This is a genomic window from Streptomyces eurythermus, from assembly GCF_014649115.1.
In the GTDB taxonomy this organism is placed as follows: domain Bacteria; phylum Actinomycetota; class Actinomycetes; order Streptomycetales; family Streptomycetaceae; genus Streptomyces; species Streptomyces eurythermus.
This window is the reverse complement of sequence record NZ_BMSK01000014.1, coordinates 90588-105339: the sequence shown is the minus strand read 5'-3', so window position 1 is coordinate 105339 and position 14752 is coordinate 90588. Positions and strand designations below refer to the sequence as shown.

Genomic DNA, 14752 nt, shown 5'->3' with positions numbered 1-14752 from the left:
GGCGGCGTCAACCATCCGCTGGATCAAGGGGGATCAGGCATGGCGGAGACGACGAAGACCAGGGGGAACCGGCCGCCGAAGGGCTTCCGGAGCGCCGAGCGGGGCTGGCCCGAGCTACATCGCATACCGCACCCGCCGCGCCGGCTGCCGCTGCTCGGCGATGTGCTCGGCATCGACCGGCACCGCCCGCTCCAGGACTCCCTGCGGCACGCCCGCGAGCTGGGCCCGATCTTCCGGCGGCGGGTCTTCGGCAACGAGTTCGTGCTCGTGTGGGGGGCCCGGCTGGTCGCCGACCTCGCCGACGAGACACGGTTCGCCAAGCACGTCGGGCTGGGCGTCGCCAACCTGCGGCCGGTGGCCGGGGACGGCCTGTTCACCGCCTACAACCACGAGCCCAACTGGCAGCTGGCGCACGACGTCCTGGCGCCCGGGTTCAGCCGGGAGGCCATGGAGGGCTACCACGGCATGATGCTGTCCGTGGCCGGCCGGCTCACCGACCACTGGGACCGGCGGCTGGCGGCCGGGCACACGGTGGACGTGCCCGGCGACATGACCCGGCTGACCCTGGAGACCATCGCGCGCACCGGCTTCGGACACGACTTCGGCTCCTTCGAACGCGACCGGCCGCACCCCTTCGTCACCGCGATGGTCGGCACCCTCGGCTACGCCCAGCGCCTCAACACCGTCCCCGTCCCGCTGGCCCCGCTGCTGCTGCGCGGCGCGACCCGGCGCAACGCGGCCGACATGGCCTGCCTGAACCGCACGGTGGACGAACTGGTCGCGGCCCGGCGCCGGTCCGGGCCCGGCGAGGGGGACCTGCTGGACCGCATGCTGGCCACCGCGCACCCGGTGACCGGGGAACGGCTGTCCGCGCAGAACGTCCGCAAGCAGGTCATCACGTTCCTGGTGGCGGGCCACGAGACCACCTCGGGCGCGCTCTCCTTCGCCCTGTACTACCTCGCCCGGCACCCGGAGATCGCCGCGCGGGCCCGGGCCGAGGTGGACCGCGTCTGGGGCGACACCCCGCACCCCCGCTACGACCAGGTCGCCCGGCTGCGCTACGTCCGCCGGGTGCTGGACGAGTCGCTCAGGCTGTGGCCGACCGCGCCCGCCTTCGCCCGGGAGGCCCGCGAGGACACCGTCCTGGCCGGGGAGCACCCGATGCGCCGGGGCGCGTGGGCCCTGGTGCTGACGCCGATGCTGCACCGCGCGCCGGAGGTGTGGGGCCCGGACCCCGAGCGGTTCGACCCGGACCGCTTCACCCCGGCGGCCGTACGCGCCCGTCCGCCGCACACCTTCAAGCCGTTCGGCACCGGGGCCCGGGCCTGCATCGGACGGCAATTCGCCCTGCACGAGGCGACCCTGGTCCTCGGTCTGCTGCTGCGCCGCTACGAGCTGCACGCCGACCCCGGCTACCGCCTGACCGTCACCGAACGCCTGACCCTGATGCCGGAGGGGCTGCGGCTACGGCTGGAGCGACGGCACCGGCCCCCCGGAGGAACCCCGCAGACGGTCCCCCTGGGCCAGGACGAACCCGCCACCGCCCGGCGGCAGCACCCGGCCGAACCCCGTTCAGCGAGCCGCTGTCCAGTGCGCGGGGCGGGTGACTGACGCCGGCAGACGCGTACCGGCGCCGCCCCGCGCGGAGTTGACCTGCGGCTGGGTGAGGAAGAAGGCCCCGGTCAGGTCCGCGTCGGTGAGATCGGCGTCCCGCAGGTCCGCGCCGATCAGATCCGCCTCGCGCAGGTCGGCCCCGGTGAGGTCGGCGGCGATGAGGCAGGCACCGCGCAGGCTCGCCCCGCGCAGATCGGCGCCCCTGAGCCGGGCGCCGATCAGGTCCGCGCCCCGCCGGTCCTTGCCCTTCGCCTTCCCCTTGCCCTTGCCCTTGCCGGTGGCGCCCGCCCGGACCAGCTCGCTGGTGCGCAGCAGGAGCACGTTCACCTCCTGCCGGTGCGCGGCCACGTCGAGCGCGGCCAGCTCCTCAGGACCCTGCCGGGTGAGCCGCTCGGTGTGTTCCAGGGCCCCGCGCAGCTCGGGGTGGACGGGCGCGGCGGCGGGCAGTCCCAGCGCCTCCGTCAGGTAGCACAGCAGCTCGTGCAGCTGCCGGACGACCGGGAACACGTCGAACATGCGGCGCGCGTGCTCCTTCGGCGCGCCGCGCCAGTCCCGTCCGCCGAAGGTGACCTGGGACACCTTCTGCCCGGCGCCGAAGCAGTCGTAGACCGTGCAGCCGGTGAAGCCCTGCTGCCGCAGGCGGGCGTGGATGCCGCAGCGGTGGTCGTCCCGGAGGTTCGAGCAGGGGGTGCCCGCGGGCTTGTCCGCCGCGAAGTCGGCGGAGCGGGCGAAGGGCAGGGCGACGCAGCACAGTCCGAAGCACTGTGCGCAGTCGCCCCGCAGGTCGGCGGGGTCGGTTGTCTTCTCCGGCATGGGGACCAGCCTACTGACCTGCGAAAGCTCCCTGTCCGTCGCGTCGCCCGGCCACCCCTTCGACGGCGGCCCGCACCCGGTCCGCGCCGTCCTCCAGGGCCATGTGACGGGCGGCCCGCGCGGCGGCGGCCGCGTACGCCTGCCGGCTCGTCACCTCGGTGAGCGCCGCGGCGAGCCGCTCCGCGGTGAGGCCGCGCAGCGGGACCGGGGCCGCGGCGGCACCGAGCGAGGCGAGCCTGGCGGCCCAGAACGGCTGGTCGGCCGCGGTGGGCACGGCGACGGAGGGCACGGCGGCGCGCAGCGTGGCGGCGGTGGTGCCCGCCCCGGCGTGGTGGACGACGGCGGCCAGCCTCGGGAACAGCAGGGCGTGCGGCACCTCGCCGACGGTGAACAGGTCGTCCCCGTCGGCGGCGAGCCGGGCCGCGCCCGACTGCAGGATGCCGCGCAGCCCCGCCCGGCGCAGCGCCGCCACGGCGATCTCGCTCAGCCGCTCGCCCTGCCCGGCGGCCATGCTGCCGAAGCCGACGAGGACCGGCCGGGGCCCGGCCCGCAGGAAGTCCTCCAGCTCGGCGGGCAGCCGTTCGCCGGTGCCCACGTGGGGCCAGAAGGTGCCGGCGACCTCCAGGCCGGGCCGCCAGTCGGCGGGCCGGGGGACGAGGGCCGTACTGAAGCCGTGCAGCACCGGCCAGTGCGCCCGTTCCATGCGGCGGCGCATCGCGCCGGCGGTGAGCGGGGGCAGCCCGAGCCGCCGGCGCAGCTCGGCGACCGCCGGTGCGTAGATCCGGTCGGTCATGCGCAGCGCGAACCGGCCGGCCGCCCGGTTGCCGGCCCGGCCCAGCGACCGGGCGCCCGTGACCACGGGCGGGAAGTCGCCGGTGGGCGCGGTCGGCTGGAGGTACAGGCCGAGGCTGGGCAGGCCGGCGGCCTCGGCGAGATGCCAGCCGAGCGGGGCGGTGGTGGCCGACAGCAGGAGCAGGTCCGTGTCGTCGGTGACCGCGTCGGCGAACCCCCGGCCGAGTTCCGTGACGAAGGCGGCGGCCGTGCGCATGAGGTCCCGCCGGCTCCCGGCCCCGCCGTGCGCCCCTGGGTCGGCGGTCAGCGGCCGGAATCCCAGCCCGGCACCGCGGGCGAGGCCGGCGAAGCCGTCGGTGGCGGCCAGCGTCACCTGGTGTCCGGCGCGGGCCAGCGCGGCGCCCACGCCGGTGTAGGGGGCGACGTCGCCGCGCGACCCGGCCGTGGCGATCAGGATTCTCATGGCTGCTCCTCGGGATCCGGGCCGGCGGCTTCGCGGCGGGCGGCGTTGGCGTGGATCGCCTTGCTCACGTACGCGGCGAGGCCGGGCCGTTGCTGTGACGGCGGGACGAGGAGGGCGAAGGCGCGCGGGTCGGCGGCCAGGTCGTCGGCGACGCGCCGGTGCGTGTCCGGCGGGCAGGGGGTGAACCAGCGGGTCAGATGGCGGCGGTGTTCCTCGGCGAGGTCCATGGCCCGCTCGCCGTCGGCGGGTTCGCCGGCGTCGAAGGCGGCGAGCAGGCTGGTCCGCCAGGCGGCGGCCTCGGCCATCAGCCGCCGCCAGTCCTCCTTGCCGTGGCCGGCCGCCCGTGCCATCGCCTCCCGGTACGCGGCCGAGTCCCGCCACTTCAGCTGTGCCTCGGTGGCGTAGCTGAGGTCGAAGGAGATCTCCCCGAAGACCTCGAAGCGTTCCTCGGGGCTGAGCCGTACCCCGGTGCGCTGCACTTCGATGGCCTGCTCGGCCACCTCCGCGAGCCGTTCCAGCCGGGCGATCTCCTCGCGCAGCCGGCGCTGCCGCTCACGGAGGTGGCCGAGCGCGTCGGCGTGCGGGTCGCGCAGGATGACGGCGATCTCCTCGAGCGGGAAGCCCAGTTCCCGGTAGAAGAGGATCTGCTGGAGCCGGGCCAGGTCGGCGTCGCCGTAGCGGCGGTAGCCCGCGGGGCTGCGCTCGCCGGGCGAGAGCAGCCCTGTCCTGTCGTAGTGGTGCAGCGTCCGCACGGTCACCCCGGCGAACGCCGCGACCTGGCCCACCGTGTAGCCCATGTGCCCGCCCTTTCGTCCGGTCACAGGCTGCGGCCTGACGTAAGGGGAGGGTCAAGCCGGTCCGGGCCGCCCGTCATACCTCGTCGCGGACCAGGGACAGCAGCCGGTCCAGGACCCGGGGTGCCGTGCGCAGGCCGTCGTGCTCGTACTCGTTGGTGACCCAGGGGCGCAGGCCGCGGATCGCGGCGGCGGTCTCAAGGGAGTGGGTGGCGTCGACGAACATGTCGTCGTGGTAGACGGCCGCGGCAACGGGGACCTCGTTGGCGGCGAGGCGGGCCGGGTCGTACAGCGGGCGCCAGTCGGTGCGGGCGGCGAGCAGGCCGGCGGTCTCGCGCAGGGGCCGCAGGGCGGGGTCGGTCTCGAACATCCAGGGGTGGACGGTCTCGCCGGTGAAGAGCACCGGGCCGTCCCCGGCGAGTGCCTTGGCCGCGTCGAACTGCGGGAACTCGGCGCGGACGCGTTCGGCGGCCCAGGCCGTGGGGCGGTCGTCCTGGCCGTAGATGGACTCGTGGACGAGGGCGTAGAGCGGGTGGGCGGCGTACGACAGCAGGGTCTGCGCCTGTTCCCGGAAGGCGTCGGACAGCTCGTGGCCGGAGGGTGTGCGCACGAAGGCGTCCTCCAGCAGCAGGTGCAGCCGGTGGCTGCCGTCGGTCGTGCCGAGCATCAGGCCGAGGGACTGGAATGCCTCCACGGTGAAGCGGTAGCCGTTCGGCAGGACCACCTCGTGGGTGAGGAGGTGGTCGGCGATCCGGCGGGCCCGCCGCACGTCCTCGGGGTAACGGTCGTAGTGGGCGGCGACCTTGCGCTCGATGCGCGGGTAGGCGGCCCGGTAGACGTCGTCGGCGTGGGCGTGCAGGGAGGGCAGGCCGCCGGTGATCAGCGCGGTGTGCACGCCCTCGGGGGCGAGGGAGAGGTACGACACCGTGCAGAAGCCGCCGTAGCTCTGGCCGAGCACGGTCCAGGGGGCGCCGCCGGTGAGGCGGGGGCGGATGGCCTCGCAGTCGCGGACGATGGAGTCGGCGCGGAAGTGGGTGAGGTAGTCGGCCTGGGCGGCGGGGCCGCCGCGCAGCGGGAGCGTCTGCCGGGTGGCGGGGGTGGAGCGGCCGGTGCCGCGCTGGTCGAGCAGCAGGACGCGGTACTCCTCCAGGGCCCGGTCGAGCCAGGACTGACGCCCGACGAACCGGTTCGCCCCGAAGCCGGGGCCACCCGTGAGATACACCAGCCAGGGCAGGTCCTGCCCGGCCTTGCCGCTCGCCACCGCCTCGCGGGCGTACAGCTCGATGGTCTCGCCCCCGGGATCGGCATGGTCGAGGGGCACGGTGAAGTGGTGGTCGGTGAGGACCACACCGGGCTGGCGGTAGCTGAGGCTCAACGGGTCTCCCGGGACGAGTGGTACGGACGCGACCCAGTTCAGCACATGGGCGCGCGCGGGCCGCACCCCGGGATCACGGTGCGGTCGCCGGGCGGGCGGTCAGCGCGCGACCAGGCTGGAGCGGCGCACCACCAGCTCCGGCTGGAGCACCACCCGGCGGTGCTCGTGGGGCCGCTCGCCCCGCTCGGTCTCCTCCAGCAGCAGTTCGGCGGCGAGGGCGCCCAGGGTGACGGCGGGCTGGCGTACGGAGGTGAGCGGGACGGCCGCCGCGGCGGCGAACTCGATGTCGTCGTAGCCGACGATCGCCAGGTCGTCGGGGACGGTGACGCCCGCCGCGTACATGGCCTGGAGCAGGCCGAGGGCGAGCAGGTCGTTGGCGCAGAAGACGGCGGTGGGACGGTCGGCGAGGCCGAGCAGACGGGCGCCCGCGTCCCGGCCCGCGGCCACGTCGAGGCGTTCGGTGGGCAGTTCGCGCAGCGCCTCGGGACCGAGTCCGGCCTCGGCGAGGGCGGACAGCGCGCCGGTGCGCCGGTCGCGGACCTGGTTGAGCCCGCCCGGCCCGCTGACGTAGGCGATGGAGCGGTGCCCGGCGTCCACCAGGTGGCGCACCGCGAGCGCGCCGCCCGCGACGTCGTCCACCGACACCGAGCACTCGGTGGTGCCCTCGGCGACCCGGTCGACCAGCACGAACGGGATGCCGTGCCGGCGGAAGGCGGCGATGTTGCGGCCGGTGGCGTCGGCCGGGGTGAGCAGCACTCCCCGCACCCGCTGTTCGGCGAAGAGCGAGAGGTACTCGGCCTCCTCGGCCGCGTCCTGGGCGCTGTTGCACACCATCACGCCCAGCCCGGCGTCCCGGGCGGCCCGTTCGGCGCCGCGGGCCACGTCCACGAAGAACGGGTTGCCCATGTCGAGCACGAGCAGCCCCATGATCCGGCTGCGGCCCGCCCGCAGCTGGCGCGCCGACTCGCTGCGGACGTAACCGAGCCGGTCGATCGCGGACAGCACCCGGGCCCGGGTCTCGCCGGCGACGGTGTCCGGGCGGTTGATGACATTGGACACCGTGCCCACCGACACTCCGGCGGCGCGGGCGACGTCCTTGATACCCACCGACTGGGCCATCGGGCTTCGGACCTCCAGGGGACGGGATGCGGCGGGACGAGCCTCACATTACCGTCACGCCGGCAGGGCGAAGTCGGCCACGTACAGCGGCGAGGGCGTCGTACCGGCGGACTTCTCCTGGTACATGAACGACAGCACGTCGTCCGCCCGGATGCGGGTCTCGTCCACCACGACCTCGCCGAACGCGTTCAGCCCGGCGCCGTCGAACAGCAGCGCCCAGTCGGTGTACCCACTGCCCGCGGAGGCGGCGGCGATCCGGCCGTAGGGCAGCACGGCGTAGGCGTTGTCATGGCGGTCCAGGACCAGCCTGGTGCGCTGGCTGGAGCGGAGCGGGACGGGGATCTCGGTCTTCAGCCAGGTGCCGGAGCCGGTCTTGCGCAGATGGTGGGCGCGGGCGTGGGCGGCGCGGGCCGCGGCGTAGCCGCCGGCCGGCGGGCCGAGGCGGACGGGGAGGTGGCTGACGATCGCGTGCGGCCGGCCGGCCGAGTCGGCGCACTGGCTCTCCTGGTTCATCAGGCAGTGGTCCGGGCCCAGCGGGTCGACGACCAGGCCGGCGTCGGTGACGCGGACCCGGTCCGGCCCGCCGGTGGTGCCCACCACGGCGCCCGCGTCGTTGCGCCAGGTCCGGCCGCGGTCGTCGGATGTGACGTAGCCGGTGTCGTGGTTGGTCAGTCCGCCGCCGTCGGCGAGGACGGCCGGGTCCCGCTCCCGCCAGGTGAACAGGACGTGCAGCCGGCCGCGCCGGTCGTAGTCGAGGCCGTGCAGGTACATGTTGCGGGCGGTGCTGGAGCCGTGCGCGCTGGTGTACGTGCCGGTGGCGCCGGACCACTCCCCCAGCGCGGTCCACCGGCAACCGTCGTACTCCGCGAGGGCGTTGCGGCCGTTGCCGGAGACGCCGGACCGGTAGGCCAACTGGAGCCGGCCCTCGGGGGTGGTGAGGAACTGCGGATAGGTGAAGCGCCCGGTGAGCGGCAGACCGTCCAGGGTGGTCTGTACGGGTCCGAAGGCGGACGGGCCCCAGGCGGTGCCGGAGGGGTCGTCCAGGAGTCCGGCGACGGACTTGATGTAGTGGAAGCCGTCGCTGTGGGAGTCGAGGTTCAGGTGCAGGCGGCCGTCCGCCGGGGAGACGCCCACGCAGATGACGTTGTGGGAGTCGTCGGCCTTCAGCCGGTGGGGCAGGGTGACGGCCGACCACGTGGTGGTGCCGAGCCCGCGGCGGGCCACGACCGCCTCGCGGCTCGCCGTGTACCAGACGGCGTACTGGTGACCGCCGTGGGTCAACAGGCCGTGCTTCTGGAAGGAGTTGGTGTTGACCAGACCGTCGTAGGAGACGAAGTACAGGGCGCGGGCGTCCAGCCGGGTGCGGGCCGGACCGGTCAGCGAGGGTCTCATCCGCGTGACTCCCGGGTCAGGCGAGGTGGAACACCTCGGCGAGCGGCCGCATGGCCTCGTCGGGCCGGGCGCCGTCCGGCGACTCGAAGAAGGGTGCCATCTCCCGCTGCCAGCGGGCGTTGACCTCCGTGGCGGCCATCCGCGCCCGGGCGGCGGCGAAGTCCTCGGTCTCCAGATAGCCGACGAGCAGGCCGTCCTCACGCAGGAACAGCGAGTAGTTGTGCCAGCCGGCCGCCTTCAGGGCGTCGAGCATCTCCGGCCAGACGGCCGCGTGCCGCGCCCGGTACTCCTCGAGCCGGTCCGCCCTGACCTTCAGCAGGAAGCACACGCGCCGCATGAACAGCCCCCGTTCTCTCGGAAGTGGTACCGGTCGATGGTGCGGGCGTCGAACACGGTCGGCTCGCCCAGGTCGATCACGCGGTTGTCGCCCAGGGTGTACGTCGTCCCGCCGGGCCGGAAGGTCTCGCCCCGCCTGCCGCTGATCTGTCCGGAGGCCGGCGCGACGGCGGTGCGGGCCGCGAGCGCGCCGAGCCTGGCCGGGTCCCACAGCGCGAAGGCCTCGACGGTTCCGTTCTCGACGTACCTGAAGCCGGTGGGAGACGAACAGCATGGCGGCGCCCTGCTCGCGCGGGGTGCGCACGACGCCGAAGAGCCGGGCGACCTCGCTGCCGGTGAGCGCGGCGGTCGGCTCCTCCGTGATCAGGACCCGGACGTCGGGGGAGAGTGCCTTGGCGATCTCTCCCGACTGCTGGCCGGCGATGGACAGTCCGCGCGCGGGCCGCTCGGGGTCGAGGGCGACACCGAGCCGCCGCATCAGCGCGGCCGTCGCCTCGCGGGCGGCCTTGTGGTCGGTCCGGCCGGGGGAACGTGTGGGTCCGCGGCCCATGAAGACGTTTCCGGCGATCGACAGGTCCGGGAACAGGGTGGGTTCCTGGCGGATGACGGCGATGCCGGCGGCCCGGGCGTCGCAGGGGCCGGGGGAGACGACGGGCGCGCCGTCGAGCAGCACCTGTCCGGTGTCCGGGCGGTGCACCCCGGCGAGGGTCTTGATCAGCGTCGACCGGCCCGCGCCGTTCTCGCCGGCCAGGGCGTGCACCTCACCGGGCCGCAGCTCCAGGGAGACGTCCCGCAGGGCGCGTACGGCGCCGAAGGACTTGGGGACGCCCTTCGGCACCGGGACCGGTCCCGGGTCGGGCGGTCGGGTCATGGGGGCTCCTCGACGACACTGGCGTGGGGGCCGTCGGGGCGCCCGCGATGTCGTGAAAGGTTTCAAGTGGATTGCCGGGACCGTAGGCACCGTGACCATGTCACGTCAATGGGTCCGGATCGAAAAACCTTCGACTGGTAGGGCGTGTGGCGAGGTTGCCGCGGCCGGGTTCGCCCGGAGTGCTTGACACCCCTGGTGGCGGCCCCTAGCTTGCCGTTCTGAATCGTTTCATATGCTCGGTCCGTCGTCCGCCCGCCATCCACAGGAGACCTGAAGTGACCGACCTCGCCGCGGTGAAGGCCGCGCTCAAGACCCAGGCCGTCGAGACGCCGTCGTGGGCGTACGGGAACTCGGGCACCCGGTTCAAGGTGTTCGCGCAGGCCGGGGTGCCGCGCTCGCCGTGGGAGAAGCTCCAGGACGCGGCGCGGGTGCACGAGTTCACCGGGGTCGCGCCGTCGGTCGCCCTGCACATCCCCTGGGACACCGTGGAGGACTACGCCGCGCTCGCGAAGTACGCCGAGGAGCGGGGGGTGCGGCTGGGCACGATCAACTCCAACACCTTCCAGGACGACGCCTACAAGCTGGGCAGCATCTGTCACCCGGACGCGGCGGTACGGCGCAAGGCCGTGGCCCACCTGCTGCGCTGCGTCGACATCATGGACGCGACCGGGTCCCGCGATCTGAAGCTGTGGTTCGCGGACGGCACCAACTACCCCGGGCAGGACGATGTGCGCGCCCGCCAGGACCGGCTGGCCGAGGGGCTGGCCGAGGTGTACGCGCGGCTCGGTGAGGGGCAGCGGATGCTGCTGGAGTACAAGCTCTTCGAGCCGGCGTTCTACACCACGGACGTGCCGGACTGGGGGACCGCCTACGCGCACTGCCTCAGACTCGGCGACAAGGCGCGGGTGGTGGTGGACACCGGGCACCACGCGCCCGGCACCAACATCGAGTTCATCGTCGCCACGCTGCTGCGGGAGGGCAAGCTCGGCGGGTTCGACTTCAACTCGCGGTTCTACGCCGACGACGACCTGATGGCGGGGGCGGCGGATCCCTTCCAGCTGTTCCGGATCATGTACGAGGTGGTGCGCGGCGGGGGATTCACCTCCGAGGTCGCGTTCATGCTCGACCAGTGCCACAACATCGAGCCGAAGATCCCGGCGATCATCCGCTCCGTGATGAACGTCCAGGAGGCCACGGCCAAGGCGCTGCTGGTCGACAGGGACGCGTTGGCCGAGGCGCAGGCTTCGGGGGACGTGCTCGGGGCCAACGCCGTGCTGATGGACGCGTACGGCACGGATGTGCGGCCGTTGCTCCGGGAGATCCGGGAGGAGATGGGGGTGGACCCCGACCCGATGGCCGCGTACGCCCGGTCCGGGTGGGCCGAGAAGATCGTCGCCGAGCGGGTCGGCGGGGAGCAGGCCGGCTGGGGGGCGTGAGCGTCTGCCGGGTTGCTGTTCCGTCGCGGGGTGCGGGCCGTCTTCGGCCGGTCGCGCAGTTCCCCGCGCCCCTTCGTAGCGTCCCCTCTCCTGGAAAGAACTGATAGCCATGACCACCCACCCCTCGGTCGACGCTCTCCTCTCCCGCTGCCACCGCCTCGGCTCCGACCCCCGCAACACCAACTACGCCGGCGGCAACGCCTCCGCCAAGGGCACCGCCACCGATCCCGTGACCGGGGGTGAGGTGGAGCTGATGTGGGTCAAGGGGTCCGGGGGCGACCTCGGCACGCTCACCGGGGCCGGGCTGGCCGTGCTGCGGCTGGACCGGTTGCGGGCCCTGGCGGAGGTGTACCCCGGGGTGGAGCGCGAGGACGAGATGGTCGGGGCCTTCGACTACTGCCTGCACGGCAGGGGCGGGGCCGCGCCCTCCATCGACACCGCCATGCACGCCCTGGTGGACGCCGCGCACGTGGACCATCTGCACCCGGACTCCGGTATCGCGCTCGCCTGCGCGGCCGACGGGGAGAAGCTGACCGCCGAGTGTTTCGGGGACCGCGTGGTGTGGGTGCCGTGGCGGCGGCCCGGCTTCCAGCTCGGGCTGGACATCGCCGCGATCAAGCGGGCGAACCCGCGGGCCGTCGGCTGCGTCCTCGGCGGGCACGGCATCACCGCCTGGGGCGAGACGTCCGAGGAGTGCGAGCGCAACTCGCTGTACATCATCAGGACCGCCGAGGCGTTCCTCGCCGACAGGGGCAGGGCGGAGCCGTTCGGGCCGGTCGTCGCGGGGTACGAGGCGCTGCCCGATGCGGAGCGACGGGAGCGGGCCGCCGCGCTCGCGCCGTACGTCCGGGGCCTCGCCTCACAGGACCGGCCGCAGGTGGGGCACTTCGACGACTCCGACGTGGTCCTGGACTTCCTGGCCCGCGCCGGGCACCCCCGGCTGGCCGCCCTCGGCACCTCCTGCCCGGACCACTTCCTGCGCACCAAGGTACGGCCGCTCGTGCTGGACCTGCCGCCCACGGCGCCGCCGGCGGACGCCGTCGCCCGGCTGAAGGAACTGCACGCCGCCTACCGGGAGGAGTACGCCGCCTACTACCGGCGGCACGCCCGGCCCGGCTCCCCCGCCATGCGCGGCGCCGACCCGGCCGTCGTGCTGGTCCCGGGGGTCGGCATGTTCAGCTTCGGCAAGGACAAGCAGACCGCCCGGGTGGCCGGCGAGTTCTACGTCAACGCGATCAACGTGATGCGGGGCGCCGAGGCGGTCTCGTCGTACGCGCCGATCGAGGAAGCGGAGAAGTTCCGCATCGAGTACTGGGCGCTGGAGGAGGCCAAGCTCCGGCGGATGCCCGCGCCCAAGCCGCTCGCCACCCGTGTCGCGCTGGTCACGGGGGCGGGCAGCGGGATCGGCAGGGCCATCGCGCACCGGCTGGCCGCCGAGGGGGCGTGTGTCGTCGTCGCCGACCTGAACGCCGAGGGCGCGGCGCGGGTCGCCGAGGAACTGGGCGGTCCGGACAAGGCCGTCGCCGTCACCGTGGACGTCACCTCCGAGGAGCAGATCACCGCCGCGTTCCGGTCGGCGGTGCTCGCGTTCGGCGGGGTCGACCTGGTCGTCAACAACGCCGGGATCTCCGTGTCCAAGCCGCTGCTGGAGACCACCGCCCGGGACTGGGACCTCCAGCACGACATCATGGCCCGCGGCTCGTTCCTGGTGTCCCGGGAGGCGGCCCGGGTGATGACGGCCCAGGGACTCGGTGGCGATCTCGTGTACATCGTCTCCAAGAACGGCGTCTTCGCCGGGCCGAACAACATCGCCTACTCCGCCACCAAGGCCGACCAGGCCCACCAGGTGCGGCTGCTCGCGGCCGAGTTGGGCGAGCACGGCATCCGTGTGAACGGGGTCAACCCGGACGGTGTGGTGCGCGGCTCCGGCATCTTCGCCGGGGGCTGGGGCGCGCAGCGGGCCGCCGTGTACGGGGTGCCGGAGGAGAAGCTGGGCGAGTTCTACGCGCGGCGGACCCTGCTCAAGCGCGAGGTGCTGCCCGAGCACGTGGCGAACGCGGTGTTCGCGCTGACCGGCGGGGACCTCACGCACACCACCGGGCTGCACATCCCGGTCGACGCGGGTGTGGCGGCCGCGTTCCTGCGATGAGCGCGGGCGTGAAGGCGTACGCGGCCGTCGACCTGGGCGCGTCCAGCGGGCGGGTCATGGTGGGCCGGGTGGGCCCGGACTCGGTGGAGCTGACCGAGGCGCACCGGTTCCCGAACCGGCCGCTGCGGCTCCCGGAGGGGCTGCGCTGGGACATCCTCGCGCTCTACGGCGGTGTCCTGGACGGGCTGCGGGCGGCGGGCGCCCGCAGCGGTGGCCGGCTCGCCTCGGCCGGCATCGACAGCTGGGCCGTCGACTACGGCCTGCTGGACGGCGAGGGGGCGCTGCTCGGCAACCCGGTCCACTATCGCGACGCCCGCACCGAGGGGGTCGCGGAGAAGGTGTGGGCGACCGTGCCGGCGGCGGAGCTGTACGCGGCGACCGGCATCCAGTACGCGCCGTTCAACACGCTGTACCAGCTCACGGCGGACCGCTCGACCGCCAGGTTCGCGCTCGCGGCACGGGTGTTGCTCGTCCCGGACCTGCTGACGTACTGGCTCACCGGCGAGCAGGGCACCGAGCTGACCAACGCCTCCACCACCCAGCTCGTCGACCCCCGGACCCGGACCTGGGCGCACGGGGTCGCCGGCCGGCTGGGCATCGACCTCGCCCTGTTCCCGCCGCTGCGGCAGCCGGGCGATCCGGCCGGGGCGCTGCGGCCCGAGGTGCTGGCGGAGACCGGGCTGCGCGGCCCGGTGCCGGTGACGGCGGTCGGCTCGCACGACACCGCGTCGGCGGTGGTGGCGGTCCCGGCGACGGGTGAGCGGTTCGCCTACATCTGCACCGGCACCTGGTCCCTGGCCGGCCTGGAACTGTCCGCGCCGGTGCTGACCGAGGAGAGCCGGGCGGCGAACTTCACCAACGAGCTGGGGCTGGACGGCACGGTCCGCTATCTGCGCAACATCATGGGACTGTGGCTGCTCCAGGAGTGCGTACGGACCTGGGGGGAGCCGGACTTGGGACTGCTGCTGCGGCAGGCGGCGGCCGTGCCGACGCTGCGTTCGGTGGTGGACGCCGGGGACGCGGCGTTCCTCGCGCCGGGCCGGATGCCGGAGCGGATCGCGGAAGCGTGCCGGGCGTCGGGGCAGCCGGTGCCGGTGACCCCGGCCGAGGTGACCCGGTGCATCCTGGACTCGCTGGCCCTCGCCCACCGGCGGGCGGTGCTGGACGCGGCCCGGCTGGCCGACCATCCGGTGGACGTGGTGTACCTCGTCGGCGGCGGCACCCGCAACGCGCTGCTGTGCCAGCTGACGGCCGACGCCTGCGGGCTGCCGGTCGTCGCGGGCGCGACCGAGGCGGCGGCCCTGGGCAATGTGCTGGTGCAGGCCCGCGCGCACGGACTCGCCGGTGACCTGCCCGCGCTGCGCCGGCTGCTCACCCGCACCCAGCCGCTCACCCGGTACTCGCCCCGGGGTGACACCGGCCGCTGGCGGGCGGCCGAGGCACGGCTCGCCGCCCGGTGAGCCGTGTCCCGGCCGGTGGCGGGCGGCCGGAACGCGGCTCGGTGAGCCGCGCTCTCCCCGCGGCCGTACGCCGCCGACTACCCTGCAATCGTCCGATGATCCTTCTCTCCCCGTCCGACCACCGACACCGAGGAGCCG

At 74.2% G+C, this 14752-nt stretch carries 11 protein-coding genes and 2 pseudogenes; 4 read left to right on the top strand and 9 right to left on the bottom strand.

The annotated features are described in order from the left end of the window. Positions 1–39: 39 nt before the first annotated feature. Entirely contained in the window at positions 40–1611 is a 1572-nt protein-coding gene (locus IE251_RS26090) for a cytochrome P450 (RefSeq protein ID WP_189755461.1), read from the top strand. On the opposite strand, the gene IE251_RS26085 is transcribed toward IE251_RS26090, so the two are convergent. The 9 genes and pseudogenes from IE251_RS26085 to IE251_RS41210 all read right to left on the bottom strand — a co-directional run. Beyond that, positions 1573–2427, bottom strand: coding sequence for a pentapeptide repeat-containing protein (locus IE251_RS26085; RefSeq protein ID WP_189755460.1), 855 nt, complete (start codon positions 2425–2427; stop codon positions 1573–1575). The two genes, IE251_RS26090 and IE251_RS26085, sit on opposite strands and share 39 nt — an antisense overlap. 10 nt (positions 2428–2437) lie before the next feature. After that, positions 2438–3682 (bottom strand): glycosyltransferase, encoded by a 1245-nt coding sequence (locus IE251_RS26080; protein WP_189755459.1) that lies wholly within the window; start codon positions 3680–3682, stop codon positions 2438–2440. After that, entirely contained in the window at positions 3679–4479 is an 801-nt protein-coding gene (locus tag IE251_RS26075; protein ID WP_189755561.1) for a MerR family transcriptional regulator, read from the bottom strand. Before IE251_RS26075 ends, IE251_RS26080 begins: the two co-directional genes overlap by 4 nt. Before the next feature lie 73 nt (positions 4480–4552). Next, positions 4553–5851: an alpha/beta fold hydrolase gene (locus IE251_RS26070; RefSeq protein WP_189755458.1), complete on the bottom strand. Its 1299-nt coding sequence runs from the start codon at positions 5849–5851 to the stop codon at positions 4553–4555. 99 nt (positions 5852–5950) lie between these two features. Further along, entirely contained in the window at positions 5951–6970 is a 1020-nt protein-coding gene (locus IE251_RS26065) for a LacI family DNA-binding transcriptional regulator (RefSeq protein ID WP_189755457.1), read from the bottom strand. A gap of 54 nt (positions 6971–7024) precedes the next feature. Next, positions 7025–8362 carry a BNR repeat-containing protein gene (locus IE251_RS26060; protein WP_189755456.1) on the bottom strand — a complete coding sequence of 446 codons (1338 nt, stop codon included), beginning with the start codon at positions 8360–8362 and terminating at the stop codon, positions 7025–7027. Between the two features lie 16 nt (positions 8363–8378). Then, positions 8379–8699 (bottom strand): L-rhamnose mutarotase, encoded by a 321-nt coding sequence (locus tag IE251_RS41220; protein ID WP_200692488.1) that lies wholly within the window; start codon positions 8697–8699, stop codon positions 8379–8381. Further along, a pseudogene (locus IE251_RS41215) lies at positions 8675–8947 on the bottom strand (hypothetical protein); the annotation flags it as partial. The gene IE251_RS41220 and the pseudogene IE251_RS41215, both read right to left, overlap by 25 nt. Next, positions 8946–9569: pseudogene (locus IE251_RS41210) on the bottom strand (ATP-binding cassette domain-containing protein); the annotation flags it as partial. The pseudogenes IE251_RS41210 and IE251_RS41215, both read right to left, overlap by 2 nt. Positions 9570–9844: 275 nt before the next feature. Here IE251_RS41210 and rhaI point away from each other — a divergent pair. The 3 genes from rhaI to IE251_RS26040 all read left to right on the top strand — a co-directional run bounded on the left by rhaI (position 9845) and on the right by IE251_RS26040 (position 14614). Next, positions 9845–11005: an L-rhamnose isomerase gene (gene rhaI, locus IE251_RS26050; RefSeq protein WP_189755454.1), complete on the top strand. Its 1161-nt coding sequence runs from the start codon at positions 9845–9847 to the stop codon at positions 11003–11005. A gap of 109 nt (positions 11006–11114) precedes the next feature. After that, the gene (locus tag IE251_RS26045) at positions 11115–13154 is read left to right on the top strand and encodes a bifunctional aldolase/short-chain dehydrogenase (RefSeq protein ID WP_189755453.1); all 2040 of its coding nucleotides are present in this window, start codon (positions 11115–11117) and stop codon (positions 13152–13154) included. Then, on the top strand, positions 13151–14614 hold the full coding sequence (locus tag IE251_RS26040) for a rhamnulokinase (protein ID WP_189755452.1): 1464 nt from the start codon (positions 13151–13153) through the stop codon (positions 14612–14614). The genes IE251_RS26045 and IE251_RS26040 overlap by 4 nt, the downstream gene beginning before the upstream one ends. Positions 14615–14752: the final 138 nt, after the last annotated feature.

What these genes read in the sequence shown, in the direction of transcription:
- IE251_RS26090 (WP_189755461.1), top strand. Translation starts at nt 40, where the DNA reads ATGGCGGAGACGACGAAGACCAGGGGGAACCGGCCGCCGAAGGGCTTC.
- IE251_RS26085 (WP_189755460.1), bottom strand. Translation starts at nt 2,427, where the DNA reads ATGCCGGAGAAGACAACCGACCCCGCCGACCTGCGGGGCGACTGCGCA.
- IE251_RS26080 (WP_189755459.1), bottom strand. Translation starts at nt 3,682, where the DNA reads ATGAGAATCCTGATCGCCACGGCCGGGTCGCGCGGCGACGTCGCCCCC.
- IE251_RS26075 (WP_189755561.1), bottom strand. Translation starts at nt 4,479, where the DNA reads ATGGGCTACACGGTGGGCCAGGTCGCGGCGTTCGCCGGGGTGACCGTG.
- IE251_RS26065 (WP_189755457.1), bottom strand. Translation starts at nt 6,970, where the DNA reads ATGGCCCAGTCGGTGGGTATCAAGGACGTCGCCCGCGCCGCCGGAGTG.
- IE251_RS26060 (WP_189755456.1), bottom strand. Translation starts at nt 8,362, where the DNA reads ATGAGACCCTCGCTGACCGGTCCGGCCCGCACCCGGCTGGACGCCCGC.
- IE251_RS41220 (WP_200692488.1), bottom strand. Translation starts at nt 8,699, where the DNA reads ATGCGGCGCGTGTGCTTCCTGCTGAAGGTCAGGGCGGACCGGCTCGAG.
- IE251_RS26045 (WP_189755453.1), top strand. Translation starts at nt 11,115, where the DNA reads ATGACCACCCACCCCTCGGTCGACGCTCTCCTCTCCCGCTGCCACCGC.
- IE251_RS26040 (WP_189755452.1), top strand. Translation starts at nt 13,151, where the DNA reads ATGAGCGCGGGCGTGAAGGCGTACGCGGCCGTCGACCTGGGCGCGTCC.